Genomic DNA, 20323 nt, shown 5'->3' on the forward strand with positions numbered 1-20323 from the left:
TTAACTAATGCCCCTTTTCAACTTTCTGCAGATTCCAGCTGCAGCCATTGATAGATGGTATCCATATCAATGTTTTCCTCCAAATGGGAAGCCAAGAGATTGTAAGCTTCCTCCCTACGCTCCGAGTCGCTTTGGACGTTTTCCTTCACTTCTTCCAACCCCTTGTTCCGTCGAATTTGGTTAACAAGTAATCTAGTGAACAAGCGATTATGGAATATCCCATGAAGATATGTTCCCATTACCATGCTATCATTGGAAATGGCTCCATCCTTTCTTCCATCCTTCAATAAAAGAAAGGGCCTTGCTTGTGACTTCAATGTCGTTCTGCCTAAATGTATTTCGAAACCGTTAAGATTCATTTGACCTTCCATTATCCCGGCAGAAAGGACACCTTCCATTTGTACCGTTTTCTTTTCTGCTTGAAAAATGGTTTCCGCCGGAAGAAGCGAAAGCCCTTCCGCGTTCACACCGTCACCCTCGACCGCGTCCGGATCAAAAAGTTTTGTCCCTAGCATTTGAAAACCGCCGCATATGCCAAATATCATCGTTCCATGTTTCCGCAATTCATTGATGGCCCGATCCAATCCCATACGTTTCAACCACTCTAAATCTTCCATCGTGTTTTTTGTACCCGGCAAAATTAGCAGATCGGGATTACCTAACTCATGGACAGTGCTTACCAGGCGGACACCTACTCCGGGTTCATCAAAAAAAGGATCTACATCTGTAAAATTGGAGATCCGCGGAAATCTCAAGACGGCAACATCGATCGGAAACTCAGCCTTTTTAGGTTTTTTAAAACGTAAGGAAGAGAGGGCAAGTGAATCTTCCGCTTCAATATTCACGTCTAGATAGGGCAGCACCCCGAGAACCGGAATCCCGGTTTCCTTTTCCAACCATTCAATGCCATCGTCCAATAATTCACGCATGCCACGAAATTTATTGATGATGATGCCCTTTACACTATCTCGTTCATCTTGATCCAATAGGGCAAGTGTCCCGATAATGGACGCAAATACTCCACCACGATCAATATCGGCCACTAAAATGACAGCCGCATCCGTGAGTTTAGCCATTCGCATATTCGCTATATCCCGGTCCTTAAGGTTAATTTCAGCCGGACTTCCTGCCCCTTCGAGTACAATGATGTCATATTCATCTTGAAGTTTTTCCACCGAATTACGGATGATGGGCATGGCTTCCTGGACAAATTGGGACCGATAGCTTTTTGCATTCATATCAAGGAAATGCTTTCCGTGCACGATCACTTCCGAAACCATATCCTGTTTCGGTTTCAGTAATATTGGATTCATATCGGTCGTTGCCGTAATCCTTGCTGCTTCCGCTTGTACTCCCTGTGCCCGTCCAATTTCACCGCCATCCAAGGTTACATAAGAATTCAAAGCCATGTTTTGTGATTTGAATGGGACGACACGTAATCCTTTATTGGAAAATACCCGGCAAAATGCCGTACAAATCAGACTTTTCCCTACATCAGATGACGTCCCTTGTATCATGATGGATCGTGCCTTCATTACGTTCACCCCCTAAAACTCTAATCCTTTGACAGCGCCGATACCCTCGTCATAATAATGCTTGGTCGCCTCGATCGATGAAACCAAATCCGCCATTTCCATAAGCTCCGGCCTGGCATCCCTGCCGGTAATGACTATATGCATATGAGCGGGACGATTTCGAATTGCATCAATGACTTCAGCCAATGGCAAGACATCTTCAATCGGGAATTTGGAGATCGCTAGCGCATTGTTCAACTCATCCAAAACAAGTAAATCAATATCCGGATCAGTAAGTGCCAGTTTCGCCTTTTCCCAAGCTAACGATAAGGCATCGCGATGTTCTTCTGGTGTTTTGGTCCATGTAAAACCAATTCCTAACTGTTCCATTTTAACTCCTAATTTTCTCAAAGCCAATGCTTCCCCATAAGTACGCTCTGGAGATTTAATGAACTGAAGGTATTTAACAGTCATTCCTCTGCCGATTGCCCTTAAAGTCACCCCTAATGAGGCAGTCGTCTTGCCCTTCCCGTTTCCCGTATAAATAAGCATTAATCCTCTGCGTGCCACTCACTCACCTACCTTCATAGCCAAACTGTTTTTTCTATGTATGAAGTCCTTTTAGTAGCAGGAACCGGTTGGTCGCCTTTAGGGTAACCGACAAAAATGGTGCCGATCACTTTTTTGTTTTCCGGTGAACCGATAAATTCGTGCAGGCGTTCATCCCTGACAAGACCCACTCCTCTAGTGCGCCAAACGAATCCAAGACCAAGTTCTTTTGCGGCAAGCCACATCGAATGGACGGCACAACAAGAAGCGAATACATTGTCTTCAGATGAATCTGGATCGTCAGGTAAAATATCAGAAGTCACGACAATGATAAGCGGTGTCGTGTTTACAACTTCCAGTGAACTGTCAATCAATTTTGGTTTGGTCGGAAAGCGTTCATGTAAATACCTTTCTGCCAATCTTTCATAACGGTGCTTCGCTTCCCCCTTGATAACATAAAAACTCCAAGGTTCACGCAATCGGTCATTAGGGGCATAGGTAGCCGCTTCCAATAACTGCCTGATTTTTTCATCTTCCACTTCTTTTTCTTCGTAATTCCTTATTGCCCGGCGCTCCTTCAATTCTTGAATGATGGACATTCCAACTCATTCCCTTTCTTAATGGACTCTGATTCAATCACTCTTTCAAACCATTGGATTTTTTCTCTTAATTGGACGACATCCCCTACTAGAAAGATTGACGGATTTTGAATTTCTTCTGTTATAGCCTTCAAGGAAATCGAACTTAAAGTACCGGTAATCGTCCTTTGTTTATCTGTCGTGCCCCATTCAATGACGGCCACTGGCGTTTTACCGTCCCTGCCATGCTCCATCAATTTTTCACAGATGAACGGCATATTACCTATTCCCATATAAAAGGCAATGGTATCGATCCCTTGAGCCAATGCCTGCCAATTCAGGTTATCCTGCCCTTTGTAATCACGGCCATGGCCTGTCACTATGGCATAACTTGAGGCATGTTCACGGTGGGTTACCGGGATTCCCGCATAAGCCGGTGCGGCGATTCCCGCTGTGATTCCTGGGACGATATCATATTCAATCCCCTTAGCAGCCAGTATTTCCGCTTCCTCACCGCCCCGCCCAAAGACAAATGGATCTCCACCCTTCAGACGGGTGACGTTTTTCCCCTGTAAGGCTTTTTCCACTAACAGTTCATGTATTTCATTTTGAATGAGATGATGTTTCCCTGGTGATTTCCCGCAATACACCAGTTCTGCATCTTCTTTTGCATAGTTTAATAGTTCTGGATTGACAAGCCTGTCATATGCAATGACATCCGCCTTTTGGATACATTCCAGTCCATATACCGTAATCAATTTCGGATCTCCGGGACCCGCACCGACCAGATGAACTTTTCCCGGTTTCATGCTCGCGCCTCCTCTTAAGCTTCAAAAAATACCTTTTTCCTAGTTGATAGTTTCATGGGCAGATCTGTTTTTTTGTTTTATGCAAGCATCGATCCAGTTCTTAGCAAGTGTTGGATTGGAAGCAAAATGAAAGTGGGTATACCCAGCAACAAGGTTGCCCAATACACACCCCTCTTGTTTCGAACCGAATCTGCCTTTGGCTTCATAAGCATGTGCAAGATCATCATCCGCTTCAAATGTCGAGTAGTGGAATTCATGACCTTTTGCCTGCTCCATTTCATTGATCAAAAAATTGCCTGGAGTTCCTTTAATTTCACGATACCCAAGTGCTGCAAGCTTTTTCTGCATTTTAATCCTGCCCGGAATCATTCCTGCCATCTGATGCGTTTCTCCGGAAGTTGTTTCAATCGATTTGCTCAAAAACATGAAACCGCCACATTCCGCAAGAGTCGGCATCCCCTTTTCAATGGAGCTTCTGATGGATAAGATAGCATCCACGTTACCGGAAAGTTCAGCTGCAAATTCCTCAGGAAAACCGCCTCCAAGATATAAACCATCAGCATCCAATGGTACTTCATCCCCTTTTAATGGAGAAAAATACTTGATGTTTGCCCCATATGCTTCAAGCAGCTCAAGGTTTTCCTGATAATAAAAATTGAAGGCTGCATCTTTTGCGACGGCAATGCAGACGTCATTTTCATTTTTGGGTTGAAAAATATTTGAGTCTGTACTGGTAACGGAGCTTGTCTTGGATAAACGGTACAACTGTTCGATATCGATCGTTTCCATGACTAATTGTGCAAGCTTATCAAAAAACGGATTTAGTTCCCCGCGTTCAATAGCAGGAATTAAACCTAAATGACGGCTTGGAATATCAATATCCATTTCCCGCTTCATATAACCGAGCACCGGTATATCGCATTCTTGCTCAATGGCTGATTTGACAATTTTGTAATGACCTGGACTTCCCACTTGATTGGCAATGACCCCAATGATGTTCGGTCCGGTCAAAAAGTCCTGAAATCCTTTTACAATGGCAGCTGCACTCCGTGCCATGCTGGCACAGTTGACTACTAACAGGACAGGGCTTTGCGTGATGATGCTGATTTCAGCCGTCGATCCTGTATTGGCTAATGGACTTTTGCCATCGAAGAAGCCCATGACTCCTTCGATGATCGATATATCAGCTCCGGCACCTGCTTTGTTAAGAATTTCTCGAACAGTGTCATGTTCAAACATCCAACTGTCCAGATTGCGTGAAACCCGTCCTGTAACTGCAGTATGATAAGTAGGATCAATATAGTCAGGACCACATTTGAACCCTTGAACGGTATAGCCTTTCTTCTGGAGGGCTGCCATGATTCCGATGGTCAATGTCGTTTTGCCGACACCGCTTCCGGTACCCGCAATTACCAGTCTTCTATCGTTCATATTTGTTTCTCCCTCCTTAAAAAGGAATGATCCCAACTGATATGGTTACGTTCCCCGATTTTTTCTTAACTAGCTCCAATTGTTCGGCTTTTGTATAAATCCTCACAGCCGGTTCACTCACACCATATGCACCCGTGTATTTAAATACTGTATCCGATGGCGCTTCGATTTTGGCTTGATTAAGCTCTTCGGGTTCATAATGCACGAATTCCCAGCCATATTTTTCAACTACTTCAATCAAGCCAAGTTCGTCTTTCTTTAAAGAAATTGTACAGATCGCCTTAACGCTTTTTAATGAAAATGATAAATCGGCTAGTGTTTCTGCAATCACCTGCTCAATTTCAGCAGCCGCCGTTCCCCTATTGCACCCGATACCAAGAGCAATGACCTTTGGACGATATACGATTCCATTTTCCAGGATCCTCTTTTCCGACAGCTTAAGCATGCGGTGAGTCACGACCAGAGCTGCTTGCGGCTTTGCTTGAAGCGCTTCTTCAATGGATGGGTACACGATAATTCGTTCAGGTAATGCGGTTTCATAAGACCACCAGTTCCGTTCACCTGATTCCTGTACAACGGCAACATGCTCTTCATTTACAACGGACGCACTTACTGGCGTCAATTTTTCTGCGGAATCCCAAATCCAGCCGAAGCGCTGGCCAAATAAGTCGACAGGAATCGTTTTTTGTACATCCGAAGCCGTGGTGATTATAGCTCTTGCATCAAGGGCTGCAGCAACTTCCTTAGTCAGTTCATTTGCCCCTCCCAGATGCCCTGACAGTACACTGATAACATTTTCCCCTTTATCATCAATGACTACGACACCTGGATCCGTTTTCTTATCCTTCAAAATTGGTGCAATCATCCTCACGACTGCCCCGAGTGAAATAATTAAAATGATTCCCTTATATTCCTTGAATAAAGCTGGCAATAGCATACGGACACTGCCCGAAAAAAGCTGGATCTGTTTATGCTCTTCGTCCCCTTTTTCAAACTTGCTCATGTAATATAGATCGGAATTCGAAAAAACGGTATGTAATTTTCGTGCCAGCTCAACACCATGCTTTGTAATCGCAACGACCGCATAAGTATGAGACCGTTTAATGGGAGCAAGTTCCGCTTCTTTCAGTTCAATGATCATGGCTTAACACCTTTTCTGAAACCATGGGTAAAACTCGCATCATATAATTTGGAACGGTATTCATCTTTATCATGAATGTCAGGGTCTAACGCCCATCCAGCCAAAATCATCGCATGCTTGCGGATGCCATTTTGACGCATATCTTCATCCAAGTTCACTAACGTGGTACGAACGATTTTTTGGTCCGGCCATGTTGCCCTTTGAATGACCGCTACCGGAGTATCATCCTTCCACCCGGCTTCCTGGAGTTCTTTAACGATTTTTTTGGTCAAGGTCGCACTCAAGAAGAGGGCAATCGTACAGTGGTGACTTGCCAAATCACGTAGCTTCTCAAATTCAGGAACAGGCGTACGTCCTTCAGCCCTCGTCAATATGAGTGTCTGAGTTAAATCAGGGATGGTCAGCTCTGCTCCTATTGCCGCTGCTGAGGCGAATACCGAACTTACGCCAGGAATCACCTCATAACCAATACCCTCTTTCTTCAAAAGGACAATTTGTTCCATGATTGCACCGTACATGGCAGGATCACCTGTGTGGATTCTAGCAACCATCTTTCCTTCTTTAACACGCTCAACCATGATGCCAACAATTTCCTCTAAATGCATTCCAGCCGTTTTTAGCACCTCGGCCTCGGGTTTTGCCTTTGCAATCAATTCTTCATTCACTAATGAATCCGTATATAAAATCACATCAGCCGTTTGGAGAATGTTCAATCCTTTTACAGTAATCAAATCCGGGTCACCCGGTCCGGCACCTACAATATATATCTTCATTTTCTCACCACCATCAATGTTAAGTATTCCAGTTCAAGTCCTTCCAATTCACTCACTTTCCAAATCACTTCCTCATCGGAAGTGACTTTGGTTACGACCGAGGCCTTTTCAAGCAAGTCCAAATCTTTTAAAACGGTAATCATTAAATCGATGACCTTTGCGACTTTGATGAACACCACGGCATCATGATCTTCGATAGCCTTCTTCATCGCTTCATAATCATCCCTTGCAGGAACTATTGCAACATGATCATCACCATCAGCCAAAGCGATGCCCAGCCTTGACGCTGATCCATTAAAGGAAGAAATGCCCGGGACTGTCTTGATTTCGACTTCGGGGTGCAACTCCTGCATCAATTTCATCATATGTATGAACGTACTATATAAAAGCGGATCGCCTTCCGTAACGAAAGCCACATCTTTTCCTTCATTTAATTTTTGCCAAACCTTTTCAACCGTTCCATTCCATTCCCGATCCAAAATGGCTTGATCTTTCGTCATCGGAAAAACAAGGCCCAGCATATCCTTCTCTTCAGGACGAATGTAAACTTCAACAATGCGATGGGCGTAGCTTTTACTCCCTTTTCTTTTTTTGGGATACGCAATGACCGGAGATTCCTGAATCACGCGAAATGCCTTTACTGTAATTAGCTCTGGATCGCCCGGGCCCACGCCAAGGCCATATAATGTACCAAGATTACTCATTCATGTCTTCCTTTCGTTGTGCAGTAATGATATAAACCGGATTAAGAGGTACAAACCTGTTCATTCCCAATATTGGCTTACTTCTGGAGATTTGCGCATGCATGATGGAGGTGTGAAAACCAGCTTCCGCAAATGCCTCATTAGCCCGGTAAAGATTCTCAATCGTCGCAGCATTAAGAACGATCCTTCCGCCTTCTTTAAGCCGTTTACAGCATGTATTGATCAGATCTACCATTTCGCCGCCAGTCCCGCCAATGAAGATTGCATCAGGATCAGGAAAATTTTCCAATCCATGCGGGGCTTTACCATGAATCGCCGTTATATCGGTACGGAATTTACGTTGGTTTTGATAACAGTTTTCTAAATCTGGCTCATTTTTTTCAATCGCGAAAATTTGACCTTCGGATGCAAGCTTGGCCGCTTCAATTGCCATTGAGCCCGTACACGTCCCAACATCCCAAACTGTGCTGTTTTTCCGGAGTTTCATCGCATGCAGGCTTAGTACCCGAATTTCCTTTTTGGTTATGAGGCCTTTGTCCGGCTTACGCTGCGAAAATTCTTCATCTTCTATCCCCAATGACCAGCTTGGCCCTTCTGATTTTCTTTTCAAAATGACGACATTCAGCGGGGAGAATTCCCGCTCCATCATTTCATCAAGTTCATACCAGCCAGATTCTTCGGTTTCCCCTTGAAGATTTTCAGCCACAAATGCCCGGTATTCCGTCATTCCGAATGAAAGGAGATATTTTGCCAGTTGATTGGGGCTATTTTCACTATCAGTAAGCAAGGCAACTTTCGCTTTCCCATCAATCCTTTGGGCCAGCCCTTTCATACTGCGGCCATGAATGCTAACAAGGAAGGCATCTTGCCAGCTTTCCCCCATTTTTGCAAAAGCAAGCTGTATTGAACTGAAATATGGGTAAACATCCATGTTGATTTTGCTGGAAAGATAGCCTCCCATTCCATAAAACATTGGGTCACCGGAAGCTAAAACCACTGTTGGACGAGTTTCATCCTGCAGTTGCTCCACCACCTTTTTCAAACCGCCCTTTATGACAATCTTTTTGCCAGAATAGTTCGGAAAGAAGGATAAGACCCGTTCACCTCCGACCAGCACTTCACTTTCTTCTATCCATTGGGCATATTGAGGCAGTAAGCTTTCCTGACCGTTATCCCCTATCCCGATTAATTTAATCGATTGACTCAATTCCAACAGCCCTTCCCAGTAATTGTCCTTTCAACGAATAAATCGCCGTTTCCATTTCAATGCCGCCCTTCACTTGGTTTATGGCAGAGTGACAGCAAGATTCACAAAGTTTATTAAAAAAGTCAAAATTATTAATGGCTGACATCATATCCCCGACTTGTGACGCTGTGTTTGCATTCTTGATATCAAGAACAAGATCATCATCAGCTCCGACGCTTTGGGCGATTTCCGATAGAAAACCGAAGTCGACCGGGGCACTTTTTGAATGCACCATCATCACACCTTGGGCCACTTTGGAGAATTTGCCCATCATGCCGACCAGTGAGACCTTTTTAATTCCCTGCCTTTTACATTGCTTAAGTGAGAAGCCCACAAAGTCACCCATTTCTATAAAAGCTTCCTCAGGTAAATCCTGGAGAAGGCCCATCGCATACTTTTCACTGCGCCCGCCAGTCGTTAAGACAAGATGCTCACACCCACTCGCTTTGGCGACACTTATAGCCTGGACGATACTTGCCATATAGGCTGAACTGGAAAAAGGGACGACAGTGCCCCTTGTTCCCAAAATGGAAATGCCTCCTACAATCCCCAAGCGGCCATTTAATGTTTTTTTCGCCATTTCTTCTCCTGCGGGCACGGAGATGACGACTTTCACTCCTCTATTGATCTTGAATTCTTCCAATGTTTGTTGCACAGTGGTTAAAATCATTTTGCGCGGTACAGGATTAATCGCCGCTTCTCCAACTGGAACGGGAAGACCGGGTTTGGTTACACGACCAACTCCGGTCCCTCCATCCAAAATAATCCCCGGTGCATCCGACCAGCTGACAGTAGAGATGATATGGGCCAGATGTGTGGCATCGGGATCATCTCCGGCATCTTTAATCGTTTCTGCACTTACCGCATTTTCCGATATTTCATATTTCTCAATAGTGAAAGTGGCATCTCGGCCGATTGGCAAGGAAATGGTTGCCTCCTCTAGTGCATCCCCCGTGATCAAAGCGGTCAATGCCGCTTTGGTCACGGCTGTCGAACATGCTCCCGTCGTATATCCATGACGCATTTGTGAGGGGTCTTTTTTCACTTTCTTTTCCATGTTTTTTAACTATCAGCTAAAAGGGAAATCGCGTTCAATGCTGCAACAGTGACAGTACTTCCACCTTTTCGGCCAATATTCGTAATGAATGGCACTTCTGTGATCTTAGCGAGTTCCTCTTTCGATTCTGCTGCAGAAACAAACCCAACAGGCATTCCAATGATTAAGTCCGGTTTTGCAATCCCTTCTTTAATCAGGCGAATGAGCTCAAGTAAAGCGGTAGGTGCATTGCCAATCGCATAAATGCCCCCTTCATTTTCTTTTACCGCTTTTTGCATCGAAATGATCGCCCTTGTCGTATTCAAACGTTTTGCTTCGACCATCACATCCGGATCTGAAATATAGCAATGAACGTCCCCGCCGTGTTTTTGAAATCTTTTTTTGCCTGTACCGCTCTCGATCATTTGCACATCCGCAATGACATGTCTGCCTTTGCGAATGGCTTCCACACCAGCTTGAATGGCATTTGGATGGATGATGACACTTCTTCCCAATTCAAAATCCGCTGAAGCATGAATGACCCTGCGGACGATCTTCCATTCATCTTCAGAAAAATCATGATTGCCCATTTCTTCAGCGATGATTGAAAAGCTATAATCATATATTTTGTCAGGGTCTACCGTTAGTGGTTTAAAATCCGTTTTAAAATCCATCTTGCATTCCTCCTATTTTTCATTTAACTGATTATTCAGCTCGGCAATGACATGTTCAAAACTGGAATGAACATTCTGATAGTCAACATCCGGTCGAGATATCATGATCGTCTCGATTCCACATTCCAACGCGGCTTCCAATTTCTCATCAACCGCACCGACCTTGCCGCTTTCTTTCGTTATCATCAATGTGACCCCATATTGTTCATATAGAGCTTTATTCAATTCTTTGGAAAACGGCCCTTGAATCGCGACGATATTTTTTTGTTCGATGCCCAGCTGTGCACATTTTTCCATATTGTCCATGCGTGGCAGCATTCTCGCTATGACTCTGGTATTCTCGAGCCCTACCAATTCTTTTGCGAACACGGATAGTGTTTTACTTCCGGTCGTGAGCATGATGACTCCCCGTTTTGCAGCGGCAAGCTTGGCAGCTTCCTCATAATCACGGACAACTATCAATTTATCATTCTGAAACCGTTGACTTTCACGCTCATAACGAATATAAGGAACATTTGCTGCCTTTGCTCCGTTAAGGGCGTTTTTGGATGCTTCTTCGGCAAATGGGTGACTCGCATCGACTACAGCCTGAAAACCTTTTGCAGAGACTAAAGAGGTCATATCTTCTGCAGATAATCGGCCAATCCGGGTGGATATCCCAGCATCTTGCAAACTCTTAGCCGCCGATTCGGTTACAACAGTTGCCAAAACCTTGAACCCCACCTGCTGTATCTCAATCGCTAATTCCCTTGCATCACTTGTACCCGCCAAGAACAAAATCATTTTGATGTCCCCACCACTTGCCCATCATGATCGTGGTGATGATCATGGTCGTGGTGATGATCATGGTCATGGTCGTGGTCATGGTGATGATCATGGTCGTGGTCGTGATGGTGATGATGGTGAGCATGTCCATGTTCCTCGACATGTTTACGATAGTTTTCCAAATCACGCGCCCCGCTTGACCTGCCTTCACTGGCTTCAATTACTCGTTCTTGCAGAATGTTCTGTAAGGTTTGATGATATCCAAAATACTTTGCCAAAATGAATTCTCGATCATGATATTGCTCTTGATAGCCTTTCAGCATATCCTCCATTCTTTCCATCAACACACCTGTGAAGAGGAAATATGGCAGCATCACTACTTTTTTTGCCCCTAATCGGATGCATCTTTCAATACCTTCATCAACGTGCGGGTCCGTTACACCCATGAAAGCAGTTTCAACCCATTTAACGTTTAATTTTTCCCATAATAACCGTGAAATTTTATATATATCACTATTTGCATCAGCATCACTGCCACCTCGGCCAATTAGCAATATCGCTGTCTCAGAATGTTCAGTGGCCGTATCGAATCCCGCTTCCTCCAGACGGTCTGTCAGGATCGTCAATACATCATGGTGGACCCCGATCGTTTGGCCATATGTGAATTTCACTTCTGGATACTTGGTTTTCCCATCCTCTATTTCAGCTGGGATATGTAATTTCGAATGTCCTGCATGCAATAAAATGATCGGTATGACAATAACTTCAGTAGCCCCTCGTTTTACACAATTATCAATTCCTTTGGATATATTCGGTGCCGCAAATTCCAAGAAGCACGTTTCCACCAGGAAACGCTCGTCCATTGCCGGAATCATATTTTCAATAAAATGACGGACTTCTTCATTTCCCGAAGCCAACCGGCTTCCATGTCCTACGAACAAAACTGCTTTCATTTACTTTCCCCCTCTTGATTAGTCTTCACAAGGCGCAGGCTCTATGTTTATTTTGGGAGCGATGTCCTGATAAGAAAAATTCTGTATCTTTTTCGAACGTTTGAAGTATTTAAAAAGCCGCTCATTTGGATGGGCATTTTGCTTATACTCCCCGACAATGTCCGTGATCAGTTCAACAAGCTGTTCCGGTTCAATGCCTTCCGCAACCGGCTGACCCGGATGGGCTGTTCTTCCAACCGGTTTAGCTCCAAGAAATAAGTCGAACTTCCCTTTTCGGAAGACAATCCCGATATCATCCATCACAGCACTATAACAAGCCATCCCACACCCATTAAAACCGATGTTCAGTTCCTTGGGCATTTTCATTCCGCCAAGCACCCTGTGTATTTCATCTGCATAAGGAATGGATTCCGCTTTTTCACCATCACAGAAATCACAGGCTTTTAATGTCAGTACATCTCCAATCGGCGACAAAAGAAAGTTTGCTGATTGCAATTTCCCCGTAATGACTTCCGGATCCGTTGTCGGGATCTTTAAGACGATTTTATGATTTGGCGTGTATTCCATCGTTCCCTTTTCCCCGACAACTTCCGCAAGTGTCATCATTTGATTGGGAGTGAATTGTTTATTCGCCACACCTGGACTAACGGCAAGTTCGAATACTGACTCCATTTTTTGCTGAACAATCGGCTGAATGGATTGCTTAACGGTTTGACCCTTGACTCTTGACAGGGCCTCCATTGCCATTTCAAAGGAGGCTGGCTTCTTTTCTGGTGCTTTTGTAAGCAATCCAACTCCTCCAGCGGACTCGGTTAAGGCTTCTTGATCTAATGCCCACGGTTCCGCTTCTTTTTGAAGTCGTTGATGCGGCTTCAATGTTTGCTTTTCCGAATTCAACGTATATTTTCTCTGATAGCCTCTTGGTGTGATGATTTTGTCATCATACAAAAAGGTGGATGAATTACCGATAATGACGGTGGTCAACATTCCAATATCGTGATTCAACATATCCTGCAAATTGGTTATGACAATATCCTGCCTATCTCGATAAGCACTTTTCACCAACCCGACAGGTGTATCCGGCGAGCGGTAGCGAAGGAGAATTTTCTGTGTTTCAACAATTTGCCGGGTCCGCCTGCCGCTGCGCGGATTATAAAGTGCAATGACAAAGTCTGCCATCGCAGCTGCTTCAACCCTTTTAGCAATCAGTTCCCAAGGAGTTAAATGATCACTGAGGCTGATCGTACACGAATCATGCATGACTGGTGCCCCAAGTAAAGACGCACATGAGTTGATTGCAGATATGCCAGGAATGACTTCAATGCCCACTCCTGTTTCTTCTTTCCAGCCTTTCTCAATCAATACTTCATAAACCAGCCCTGCCATCCCGTAAACTCCAGCATCCCCACTGGAAATCACCGCCACTTTCTTTCCCAGCTCCGCTTGTTTCACTGCTTCCTGTGCACGTGATACCTCTTCAGTCATCCCCGTACTAATGATCGTTTGATCTGTAAGCAGTCCCTGAATGAGTTCAACATAAGTTTTATAACCAATGATGTAGTCACTTTCTTGAAGGGCTTCGACGGCACGTTTGGTAATGTGTTCAAAATTCCCGGGCCCAAAGCCCACGACGAATAATTTACCGTTTGTACTCATTAAGACATCTCCTTTTACGCTTTGTTCTTTGAAATACCCGTATGAGCAGGAAAATCTGGATTAGGTGTCATTTCCCCATCATTGAATTGATAGATCATCTGTGAAACAAACTCACCTTCATCGATATTACTGACGATCTGCCGACCGAAATCAGGCGTTTCCACTCGATACCAGTTTCCTTGCGGATAGGCAATCACAACGCAGGCATCCTTACATCTTCCGTTACAGCGTGTCCTGGTTGTATGGATTTTCAGATCCAGTCCTTTTGAAGTAATTTCATCACGAATCGCTTGGATTACTTCTTCCCCGCCCTTTTTCATGCAGCTGCTTCCATTACAAATCAACAGATGTGTATTTGTACCCGTCAAGTTCCAAGTAGTCATCTTCTTCCTCCTGAGTTCAGGGAAAAGGCAAAATAAAAAACCTTAACATAAGAGTCAAGGTTTAAAAAACTATATGAATGAGGAGCCAAAGGCAAGCATGCCAAATCCTCCCAAAATCGTCATAGTCCTTCTACCTTTCCCTCCGAAAAGTATCATGCAATTTTAAAAGCAGGTTTCCTGGCTTACGCTTCATTTTACTTTGTCCCTTCCCGGCAACAATGCCAGTGGCTATCGACAATTTCATCAGCGTTTACAGTAGCGGGGGCTGCATCGGATTTTCACCGATTTCCCTATTATCCCTTGCTTATTCACACAAGGGCACTTTTAAAATGAAATATTTGGTTTTATTATACATTTCTAACTAACTTAATCTATCATATAACAACTTTATCAAAATTCAATAGTTTATTCCGACTGTTTAGAAAAGTTTAATCTTGTAAAACCAGTTAAAATCCTTTCCTTGCAACAAACTTCGTCCCGAAAAAAAAGATAGTGTAGCTGGAATTATTTCTTTATGGTACACTATACGAGAAAATTTTCAAAATAATTACATAAGTTTCATGGTGTTGAATTTCTCGGAATTCAGCTTAAAAGGGAAGCCGGTGAAAATCCGGAGCGGTCCCGCCACTGTAAAGGGAAGTCCTATTACTTTAACTTTAATCCACTGTCAAATGAGATGGGAAGGATGTAATGGGATGATGAACCAAAGCCAGGAGACCTGCCATGAAGCGTGAAACTGTTTCAGCCTACGAGGATGGGCGTGCGGATCAGGCAGAATGGCCCATGGTTGGTTCATACTGCAAAATTCCTGTTCATTACGCACTTCTTTCCTATGAGAGAAGTGCTTTTTATGTTGGGCGCCGCTTTTCTTCTCAAGATTGATCAGAAAAATTTTAAAAGTGTTGAAAGGAGAAAGAATGAAAAGAACCAATTGGAAAATCATTTATTTTGTCATCTTACTGCTTTTTGTCCCGAACCGGGCAATGGCCATGCATATCATGGAGGGCTTTTTACCCATTGAATGGGCCATATTCTGGTGGGCCGTAACGCTTCCATTTTTAATCATGGGTTACCGTTCCATCAGGTCCAAAGTAAGGGAAAATCCAGAAACTAAAATGATACTTGGCCTATCGGGTGCATTTGTATTTATTTTATCGGCCCTAAAGATTCCTTCCGTTACGGGAAGCTCCTCACACCCTACGGGTGTTGGTTTGGGTTCCATATTATTCGGGCCTTTGGCCATGAGTGTCGTTGGCTCCATCGTTCTGTTATTTCAAGCTGTCTTACTGGCTCACGGAGGCTTGACGACATTAGGGGCCAATGCATTTTCCATGGCCGTTTGCGGACCGTTCATTGCTTACTTCGTCTTCAAGGGCGCAACTAAATTGGGGTGGTCTTTTTCACTTGCCGTTTTCTTGGCGGCTGCTTTTGGAGATTTGGGAACCTATGTAGTCACTTCCGTTCAACTTGCTCTTGCTTTTCCATCCGAGGTAGGAGGATTCATGGCTTCTTTCAGTAAATTTGCAGGCATTTTTGCCCTGACCCAAATTCCCTTGGCAATCAGTGAGGGGTTATTGACAGTCGTCGTGATGAATTTCTTAAAAAAATACAATCTAGGTGAATTGAAATTGCTGCGAGTTTTATCAAAGGAGGCCCGTTAATATGAAAAAAAGTCTACTGCTGCTTTTCCTGGTTGTCATTCTTGCAACCATACCGTTAATCACCCAACAAGGAACGGAATTTGGCGGTGCCGACGGTGAAGCTGAGGAAGCCATCACTAAGATCCATCCGGAATACAAGCCATGGTTCAACAGTATTTGGGAACCGCCAGGTGCAGAAACCGAAAGCTTATTATTTGCGCTGCAAGCTGCAATCGGAGCTGGTTTCATCGGTTATTTCATAGGTGTAACGAGACAAAGGAATAAACAAACCAAACAAGAAATTCCCGAAAAATCGAAGCATGTTACTCATTGATAAATATGCCTATTTCAATGGGCTAAAGGATGTACATCCGTTAGAAAAGATGGTTTTTTCACTTTCCATATTGCTATTTTCGTTAACGGTAAGGGATATGACCGTTTCGCTCATCACTTTTACGGTGATGAGCGCTTTAATCATTTTTGCGGCAAAAATCCCGCTTTCCTATTATCTGAAATTACTTCTATTGCCAGGATTTTTTATACTATCGGGAACAATTACCATTCTTTTTTCTTTCACAAGTAAATTTACATCGATATCGAATATATGGTGGTCCTGGAAGGTCGGGAACTGGCAAATATTCATCAGCGATGACAGCGTCGGTACAGTGGCCAATTTGATCAGTGTCGTATTCGGCTGCATCAGCTGTTTATATTTCCTTACCTTAACTACACCGATTACCGTCATCCTATCCGTGCTGCGAAAATTTAAAGTGCCTTCCTTATTGATCGATTTAATAGAATTGACCTATCGCTTCATTTTTATTTTTTTAGATACAGCTTTGGCCATTCACCAAGCACAAGCTTCACGGCTCGGGTATGTTTCGTTAAGGAAAGGCATACGATCTCTCGGATTACTAATCTCGTCTTTATTTTTAGGAGTATTGCAGCGCTCTGGGCAATTGACGATGGCCATGAACGCAAGAGGCTACCAGGAGAACCTTTCCTATATCGAGGATAGTTACACTTATTCCTCACGGAATTGGCTGATCACGATTATAATATTAGGAAGCTTAATCTTTATTAATGGATATTTGTAAATTGGAGGCAACCCAACAATGGACGAGCATATTTTTCATATAGACGGCCTCACCCATCAATTCGCAGATGGAACGTTCGCTTTAAACGAACTGTCGCTAACGATTCAACATGGTAAAAAGATAGCGTTATTAGGTAATAATGGTGCCGGCAAATCGACTTTATTCCTCCATTTAAATGGTCTTTTACAACCTACGGCAGGAAAGATCAGATTTAAGGGCAAGAAAATGAAATATGACCGTAAGTCATTATTATCATTACGAAAGCAAGTCGGGATTGTTTTTCAAGATCCCGACTCGCAGCTCTTTTCCGCTAATGTTCAACAGGATATATCGTTTGGACCGATGAATTTAGAATGGGATAGAATGAAGGTTCACGAGAAAGTAAATTGGGCAATGGCCCAAACGGAAGTAACGGAACTGAAAGACAGACCTACCCATTTTTTAAGCCTTGGGCAAAAAAAACGTGTCGCTATTGCGGGGATACTCGCCATGGAACCCGATGTCTGGCTCTTAGATGAGCCTACTGCTGGATTGGACCCTTATTTCTCTAGACAGATCATGGCTCTGCTGGACAGTATCCACGACACTGAAAAAACGATTATTCTATCAACTCATGATGTTAATTTAGCTTATCAATGGGCTGATGAAGTCGTTGTCATGAACGATGGTAAGGTCATATATCAGGGGGATCCTATTTCCGTTTTCCATGATGAAGACGTTTTACTGCAGGCACATCTGGAAAAACCGTGGGTTTTTGAAATGTTTCAAGCACTACTTCAATCAAGGAGTGCTGCCGAAAGGGACTTTTTTCCAAGGACGAAGGAAGAGTTGCTTCAAAAGTTGGAGACAGAAAGAATTTATTAATTAAGTATCCCCTAGCTCTTGTTCATATTTCCAGAAGCTAGGGGAGCAAACCGAGATATCTATAAAATAAAGGCAATAATTCTTGTTCCTAAAAAATTTTATTACCTTTCTTCTTTAGATCTTTCTTTTGCAATTTCAATATCTCTTCCGTTTACATCATCAATGACTGCCTTTATTTCGCCTTCCGCATAAGTATCGGAGACTTGTTCGTGAGTTCTGGCCAGTCCAGAGGATAATGGATCTTCCCGTTTATAATCGCTGACATCATATATTCTTCCGGCAACTTCTGAAGATTCATTTTTTGATTGCTTACTACCCATTTTATTCACTCCTAGTTTTTGAATTATCCAAACATTTTGACAGCATAATTAAAGTCAAAGGTATTTTGTGTAAAAAATGAAGCAATATTCAATAATGTAAAAAAAGGAGGAAAAAGGAAAAAAGCTTACAAGTAAAATCCCCTTTCAAGGACTTTACATGTAAGCTAATTGATAGTTTAGGCTTCCTTCTTCCCATCCACATTATCGGATGAGTCACCCCAACATTCCACATTCTTCAAACCTTTAATATTGTTCACATGGAAGACAGGATTTTTCCCGCTATTCTTTTGTTTTTGATAATCCGCCAGTGCAGCAAATGCAATCTTCCCTAGTAATGCTATGGCGATCAGGTTGATAATGGCCATAAGGGCCATCAGCAAGTCAGCCAGTCCCCAAACAAAATCCAGTGAGGCAAGCGAACCGAATATCACCATCCCTACGACTGCGATACGATAGATATTCAGCCAAACCTTATTTTCATTGATGAAGCCGATGTTCGACTCTCCATAATAATAGTTGCCAACAATGGAGCTAAAAGCGAATAACAGGACAATAATGGCAAGGAAAATACCGGCCCACGATCCCAATGCCGTTCCAAGGGCATTTTGGGTAAGGACAATTCCATCCGTTTCCTTCGATGTATAAAGACCTGAAAACAAAATGATGAAGGCTGTCGAGCTGCAAATGATGAGCGTATCGACAAAAACACCTAGAGACTGAATGAGACCTTGCTTGACGGGATGACTGACATCAGCCGTGGCGCCAGCATTTGGTGCACTACCCATCCCGGCTTCATTTGAAAATAGGCCGCGCTTGATTCCCTGCATCATGGCAGCTCCCAGTACTCCGCCAGCCACTTCTTTTATTCCATCAAATGCACTTTGAAAGATCAAAGCAAAGACACCGGGTAACTCGGTAATGTTCATGATGATGATAACCAATGCCACTATCACATAGGCTCCTGCCATGATCGGAACGATGACTTCAGAGACCTTTGCAACCATTTTGATCCCGCCAAAAATGATGACAGCCGTGACCATAGCCAAGATGATTGCCGTAACCCACTTTTCAATCCCAAACGATTCATTGAATGCGCTCGTAATCGTATTGGCTTGTACCGAGTTGAAAGCTAGTCCAAATGTAAGCGAAATCAACACAGCGAACGTGATGCCCATCCAGCGTGCATTCAACGCTTTTTCCATATAATACGCAGGACCGCCGCGGAATGCATCCCCATCCTTGACCTTATAGATTTGAGCAAGTGTACTTTCAATAAATGCGGAAGCAGATCCGATCAGTGCTATTAACCACATCCAGAAAACGGCTCCCGGTCCGCCCGTCGTGATCGCGATGGCAACACCTGCAAGGTTACCCGTTCCTACCCGCGATGCCGTGCTTATGCAAAATGCCTGAAAAGATGTTACACCTTTTTTATCCGCAGTGGCCCCCTCTCCCAAAAGCCTGAACATTTCCCCTACCATTCTGAATTGGACAAACTTCGTGCGGATGCTAAAATAGAGGCCCAATCCAACCAACATGATGATCAATATGGAAGACCATAACACATCATTTGTCTCACTAATAAAATTTTCTAACATCTCCATTAAACCAAACCCCTCTACTTAACTCTAATTATTATTATAAAAACATATACAACTATAATTTATTTCCCCGTACAATGAGGAGATAAACAAGTGAAGCCCATAAAAAAAGGAAATTCCAGAATGAATCTCCAATACAATAATATATTATATCCTAACACTCTATTTTTTTCATTCATGAATTTATATTTCAGTATCATTTCTTTTAGCTGTTTTCGCATACTTTGTTGCTATTTACGAAGTAGTGCGGTGTGGTTGATTTCCCCTCCAGATGCTCGCTTTCCGCGGGGCGGGCGGTGAGCCTCCTCGGCGTAAACGCCTGTGGGGTCTCACCTGTCCCGCTGCTCCCGCAGGTTCCGCTCCAATCAACCTTATATAGTTTCGTTTTAAAAACAATCTTTACGAAAAGAGCCTTTCTTTTAGATCATAATCTTTATCCTCTATTCAGTTAACATTCACTGCAACGATTATTCCATTCATATTCCAAACACATCTTGGTATAGCACAAAAAAGCCTCACACGTCCTGATCCCAGGTTAACGTGCGAGGCTTTTTTTGCATTCCTCTGCTCTATCTTATATTTGCTATAG

Annotated in this window: 22 protein-coding genes and 2 riboswitches; of the genes, 5 read left to right on the forward strand and 17 right to left on the reverse strand. The window is 43.4% G+C overall.

Annotation, left to right across the window (positions count from 1 at the left end; genetic code table 11):
- Positions 1 to 17: 17 nt before the first annotated feature.
- The 15 genes from MPH60_RS11365 to MPH60_RS11435 are packed head-to-tail and all read right to left on the reverse strand — an operon-like array spanning position 18 to position 14212.
- A complete protein-coding gene (locus MPH60_RS11365; protein WP_241588784.1) occupies positions 18 to 1535 on the reverse strand; it encodes a cobyric acid synthase in 1518 nt (505 codons plus the stop codon).
- 12 nt (positions 1536 to 1547) lie between these two features.
- The gene (locus MPH60_RS11370; protein ID WP_241588785.1) at positions 1548 to 2084 is read right to left on the reverse strand and encodes a cob(I)yrinic acid a,c-diamide adenosyltransferase; all 537 of its coding nucleotides are present in this window, start codon (positions 2082 to 2084) and stop codon (positions 1548 to 1550) included.
- A gap of 14 nt (positions 2085 to 2098) precedes the next feature.
- The gene (locus tag MPH60_RS11375; protein ID WP_241588786.1) at positions 2099 to 2662 is read right to left on the reverse strand and encodes a nitroreductase family protein; all 564 of its coding nucleotides are present in this window, start codon (positions 2660 to 2662) and stop codon (positions 2099 to 2101) included.
- Positions 2641 to 3450, reverse strand: coding sequence for a uroporphyrinogen-III C-methyltransferase (cobA, locus tag MPH60_RS11380; RefSeq protein WP_241588787.1), 810 nt, complete (start codon positions 3448 to 3450; stop codon positions 2641 to 2643). Before cobA ends, MPH60_RS11375 begins: the two co-directional genes overlap by 22 nt.
- Before the next feature lie 39 nt (positions 3451 to 3489).
- Positions 3490 to 4881, reverse strand: a complete 1392-nt coding sequence (locus MPH60_RS11385) for a cobyrinate a,c-diamide synthase (RefSeq protein WP_241588788.1) — start codon at positions 4879 to 4881, stop codon at positions 3490 to 3492.
- A 16-nt stretch (positions 4882 to 4897) separates the two neighbouring features.
- Positions 4898 to 6022, reverse strand: coding sequence for a cobalt-precorrin 5A hydrolase (locus MPH60_RS11390; protein ID WP_241588789.1), 1125 nt, complete (start codon positions 6020 to 6022; stop codon positions 4898 to 4900).
- A complete protein-coding gene (cobM, locus tag MPH60_RS11395) occupies positions 6019 to 6795 on the reverse strand; it encodes a precorrin-4 C(11)-methyltransferase (RefSeq protein ID WP_241588790.1) in 777 nt (258 codons plus the stop codon). Before cobM ends, MPH60_RS11390 begins: the two co-directional genes overlap by 4 nt.
- Positions 6792 to 7499 carry a precorrin-2 C(20)-methyltransferase gene (cobI, locus tag MPH60_RS11400; RefSeq protein ID WP_098371853.1) on the reverse strand — a complete coding sequence of 236 codons (708 nt, stop codon included), beginning with the start codon at positions 7497 to 7499 and terminating at the stop codon, positions 6792 to 6794. Before cobI ends, cobM begins: the two co-directional genes overlap by 4 nt.
- Positions 7492 to 8706 carry a precorrin-6y C5,15-methyltransferase (decarboxylating) subunit CbiE gene (gene cbiE / locus MPH60_RS11405; RefSeq protein WP_241588791.1) on the reverse strand — a complete coding sequence of 405 codons (1215 nt, stop codon included), beginning with the start codon at positions 8704 to 8706 and terminating at the stop codon, positions 7492 to 7494. Before cbiE ends, cobI begins: the two co-directional genes overlap by 8 nt.
- Positions 8690 to 9802, reverse strand: coding sequence for a cobalt-precorrin-5B (C(1))-methyltransferase (locus MPH60_RS11410; protein ID WP_241588792.1), 1113 nt, complete (start codon positions 9800 to 9802; stop codon positions 8690 to 8692). Before MPH60_RS11410 ends, cbiE begins: the two co-directional genes overlap by 17 nt.
- A gap of 5 nt (positions 9803 to 9807) precedes the next feature.
- A complete protein-coding gene (locus tag MPH60_RS11415; protein ID WP_034312499.1) occupies positions 9808 to 10455 on the reverse strand; it encodes a precorrin-8X methylmutase in 648 nt (215 codons plus the stop codon).
- A gap of 12 nt (positions 10456 to 10467) precedes the next feature.
- Positions 10468 to 11238: a precorrin-6A reductase gene (gene cobK, locus MPH60_RS11420; protein WP_241588793.1), complete on the reverse strand. Its 771-nt coding sequence runs from the start codon at positions 11236 to 11238 to the stop codon at positions 10468 to 10470.
- Positions 11235 to 12173 carry a sirohydrochlorin chelatase gene (locus tag MPH60_RS11425; protein ID WP_241588794.1) on the reverse strand — a complete coding sequence of 313 codons (939 nt, stop codon included), beginning with the start codon at positions 12171 to 12173 and terminating at the stop codon, positions 11235 to 11237. Before MPH60_RS11425 ends, cobK begins: the two co-directional genes overlap by 4 nt.
- Before the next feature lie 18 nt (positions 12174 to 12191).
- Positions 12192 to 13829 carry a precorrin-3B C(17)-methyltransferase gene (gene cobJ, locus MPH60_RS11430; RefSeq protein ID WP_241588795.1) on the reverse strand — a complete coding sequence of 546 codons (1638 nt, stop codon included), beginning with the start codon at positions 13827 to 13829 and terminating at the stop codon, positions 12192 to 12194.
- 14 nt (positions 13830 to 13843) lie between these two features.
- Positions 13844 to 14212, reverse strand: coding sequence for a (2Fe-2S) ferredoxin domain-containing protein (locus MPH60_RS11435; protein ID WP_241588796.1), 369 nt, complete (start codon positions 14210 to 14212; stop codon positions 13844 to 13846).
- 150 nt (positions 14213 to 14362) lie between these two features.
- Positions 14363 to 14553, reverse strand: a riboswitch (cobalamin riboswitch).
- Between the two features lie 203 nt (positions 14554 to 14756).
- Positions 14757 to 14952: riboswitch (cobalamin riboswitch) on the forward strand.
- On the opposite strand from MPH60_RS11435, the gene MPH60_RS11440 reads away from it, so the two are divergent.
- The 5 genes from MPH60_RS11440 (at position 14936) to MPH60_RS11460 (ending at position 17813) form a co-directional block, all read left to right on the forward strand.
- On the forward strand, positions 14936 to 15094 hold the full coding sequence (locus tag MPH60_RS11440; RefSeq protein ID WP_241588797.1) for a hypothetical protein: 159 nt from the start codon (positions 14936 to 14938) through the stop codon (positions 15092 to 15094). It overlaps the preceding riboswitch by 17 nt.
- A gap of 35 nt (positions 15095 to 15129) precedes the next feature.
- Positions 15130 to 15873, forward strand: a complete 744-nt coding sequence (locus tag MPH60_RS11445) for an energy-coupling factor ABC transporter permease (protein WP_241588798.1) — start codon at positions 15130 to 15132, stop codon at positions 15871 to 15873.
- A gap of 1 nt (position 15874) precedes the next feature.
- Entirely contained in the window at positions 15875 to 16186 is a 312-nt protein-coding gene (locus tag MPH60_RS11450; RefSeq protein ID WP_133345719.1) for an energy-coupling factor ABC transporter substrate-binding protein, read from the forward strand.
- Positions 16173 to 16949 (forward strand): cobalt ECF transporter T component CbiQ, encoded by a 777-nt coding sequence (cbiQ, locus tag MPH60_RS11455; RefSeq protein WP_241588799.1) that lies wholly within the window; start codon positions 16173 to 16175, stop codon positions 16947 to 16949. Before MPH60_RS11450 ends, cbiQ begins: the two co-directional genes overlap by 14 nt.
- Positions 16950 to 16967: 18 nt before the next feature.
- Positions 16968 to 17813, forward strand: coding sequence for an energy-coupling factor ABC transporter ATP-binding protein (locus tag MPH60_RS11460; RefSeq protein WP_241588800.1), 846 nt, complete (start codon positions 16968 to 16970; stop codon positions 17811 to 17813).
- Positions 17814 to 17914: 101 nt separating this feature from the next.
- Here the strand turns inward: MPH60_RS11460 and MPH60_RS11465 are convergent, their stop codons facing one another.
- Entirely contained in the window at positions 17915 to 18133 is a 219-nt protein-coding gene (locus MPH60_RS11465) for a YozQ family protein (protein WP_241588801.1), read from the reverse strand.
- A gap of 176 nt (positions 18134 to 18309) precedes the next feature.
- Complete coding sequence (locus tag MPH60_RS11470; protein WP_241588802.1) at positions 18310 to 19737, reverse strand: alanine/glycine:cation symporter family protein; 1428 nt, start codon at positions 19735 to 19737, stop codon at positions 18310 to 18312.
- Positions 19738 to 20323 lie beyond the last annotated feature (586 nt).

Origin of the sequence: Peribacillus sp. Aquil_B1, from assembly GCF_022603275.1 — a bacterium.
Classification (GTDB): Bacteria; Bacillota; Bacilli; order Bacillales; family DSM-1321; genus Peribacillus.

Excerpts from the sequence above, each read along its gene's own strand:
- cobM (WP_241588790.1), bottom strand. The coding sequence starts at position 6,795 with ATGAAGATATATATTGTAGGTGCCGGACCGGGTGACCCGGATTTGATT.
- MPH60_RS11440 (WP_241588797.1), top strand. The coding sequence starts at position 14,936 with ATGAAGCGTGAAACTGTTTCAGCCTACGAGGATGGGCGTGCGGATCAG.
- MPH60_RS11470 (WP_241588802.1), bottom strand. The coding sequence starts at position 19,737 with ATGGAGATGTTAGAAAATTTTATTAGTGAGACAAATGATGTGTTATGG.
- MPH60_RS11365 (WP_241588784.1), bottom strand. The coding sequence starts at position 1,535 with ATGAAGGCACGATCCATCATGATACAAGGGACGTCATCTGATGTAGGG.
- cobA (WP_241588787.1), bottom strand. The coding sequence starts at position 3,450 with ATGAAACCGGGAAAAGTTCATCTGGTCGGTGCGGGTCCCGGAGATCCG.
- MPH60_RS11385 (WP_241588788.1), bottom strand. The coding sequence starts at position 4,881 with ATGAACGATAGAAGACTGGTAATTGCGGGTACCGGAAGCGGTGTCGGC.
- MPH60_RS11460 (WP_241588800.1), top strand. The coding sequence starts at position 16,968 with ATGGACGAGCATATTTTTCATATAGACGGCCTCACCCATCAATTCGCA.
- cobJ (WP_241588795.1), bottom strand. The coding sequence starts at position 13,829 with ATGAGTACAAACGGTAAATTATTCGTCGTGGGCTTTGGGCCCGGGAAT.
- cbiQ (WP_241588799.1), top strand. The coding sequence starts at position 16,173 with ATGTTACTCATTGATAAATATGCCTATTTCAATGGGCTAAAGGATGTA.
- MPH60_RS11445 (WP_241588798.1), top strand. The coding sequence starts at position 15,130 with ATGAAAAGAACCAATTGGAAAATCATTTATTTTGTCATCTTACTGCTT.
- MPH60_RS11465 (WP_241588801.1), bottom strand. The coding sequence starts at position 18,133 with ATGGGTAGTAAGCAATCAAAAAATGAATCTTCAGAAGTTGCCGGAAGA.
- MPH60_RS11410 (WP_241588792.1), bottom strand. The coding sequence starts at position 9,802 with ATGGAAAAGAAAGTGAAAAAAGACCCCTCACAAATGCGTCATGGATAT.
- MPH60_RS11425 (WP_241588794.1), bottom strand. The coding sequence starts at position 12,173 with ATGAAAGCAGTTTTGTTCGTAGGACATGGAAGCCGGTTGGCTTCGGGA.
- MPH60_RS11415 (WP_034312499.1), bottom strand. The coding sequence starts at position 10,455 with ATGGATTTTAAAACGGATTTTAAACCACTAACGGTAGACCCTGACAAA.
- MPH60_RS11435 (WP_241588796.1), bottom strand. The coding sequence starts at position 14,212 with ATGACTACTTGGAACTTGACGGGTACAAATACACATCTGTTGATTTGT.
- MPH60_RS11375 (WP_241588786.1), bottom strand. The coding sequence starts at position 2,662 with ATGTCCATCATTCAAGAATTGAAGGAGCGCCGGGCAATAAGGAATTAC.
- MPH60_RS11390 (WP_241588789.1), bottom strand. The coding sequence starts at position 6,022 with ATGATCATTGAACTGAAAGAAGCGGAACTTGCTCCCATTAAACGGTCT.
- cobI (WP_098371853.1), bottom strand. The coding sequence starts at position 7,499 with ATGAGTAATCTTGGTACATTATATGGCCTTGGCGTGGGCCCGGGCGAT.
- MPH60_RS11450 (WP_133345719.1), top strand. The coding sequence starts at position 15,875 with ATGAAAAAAAGTCTACTGCTGCTTTTCCTGGTTGTCATTCTTGCAACC.
- cobK (WP_241588793.1), bottom strand. The coding sequence starts at position 11,238 with ATGATTTTGTTCTTGGCGGGTACAAGTGATGCAAGGGAATTAGCGATT.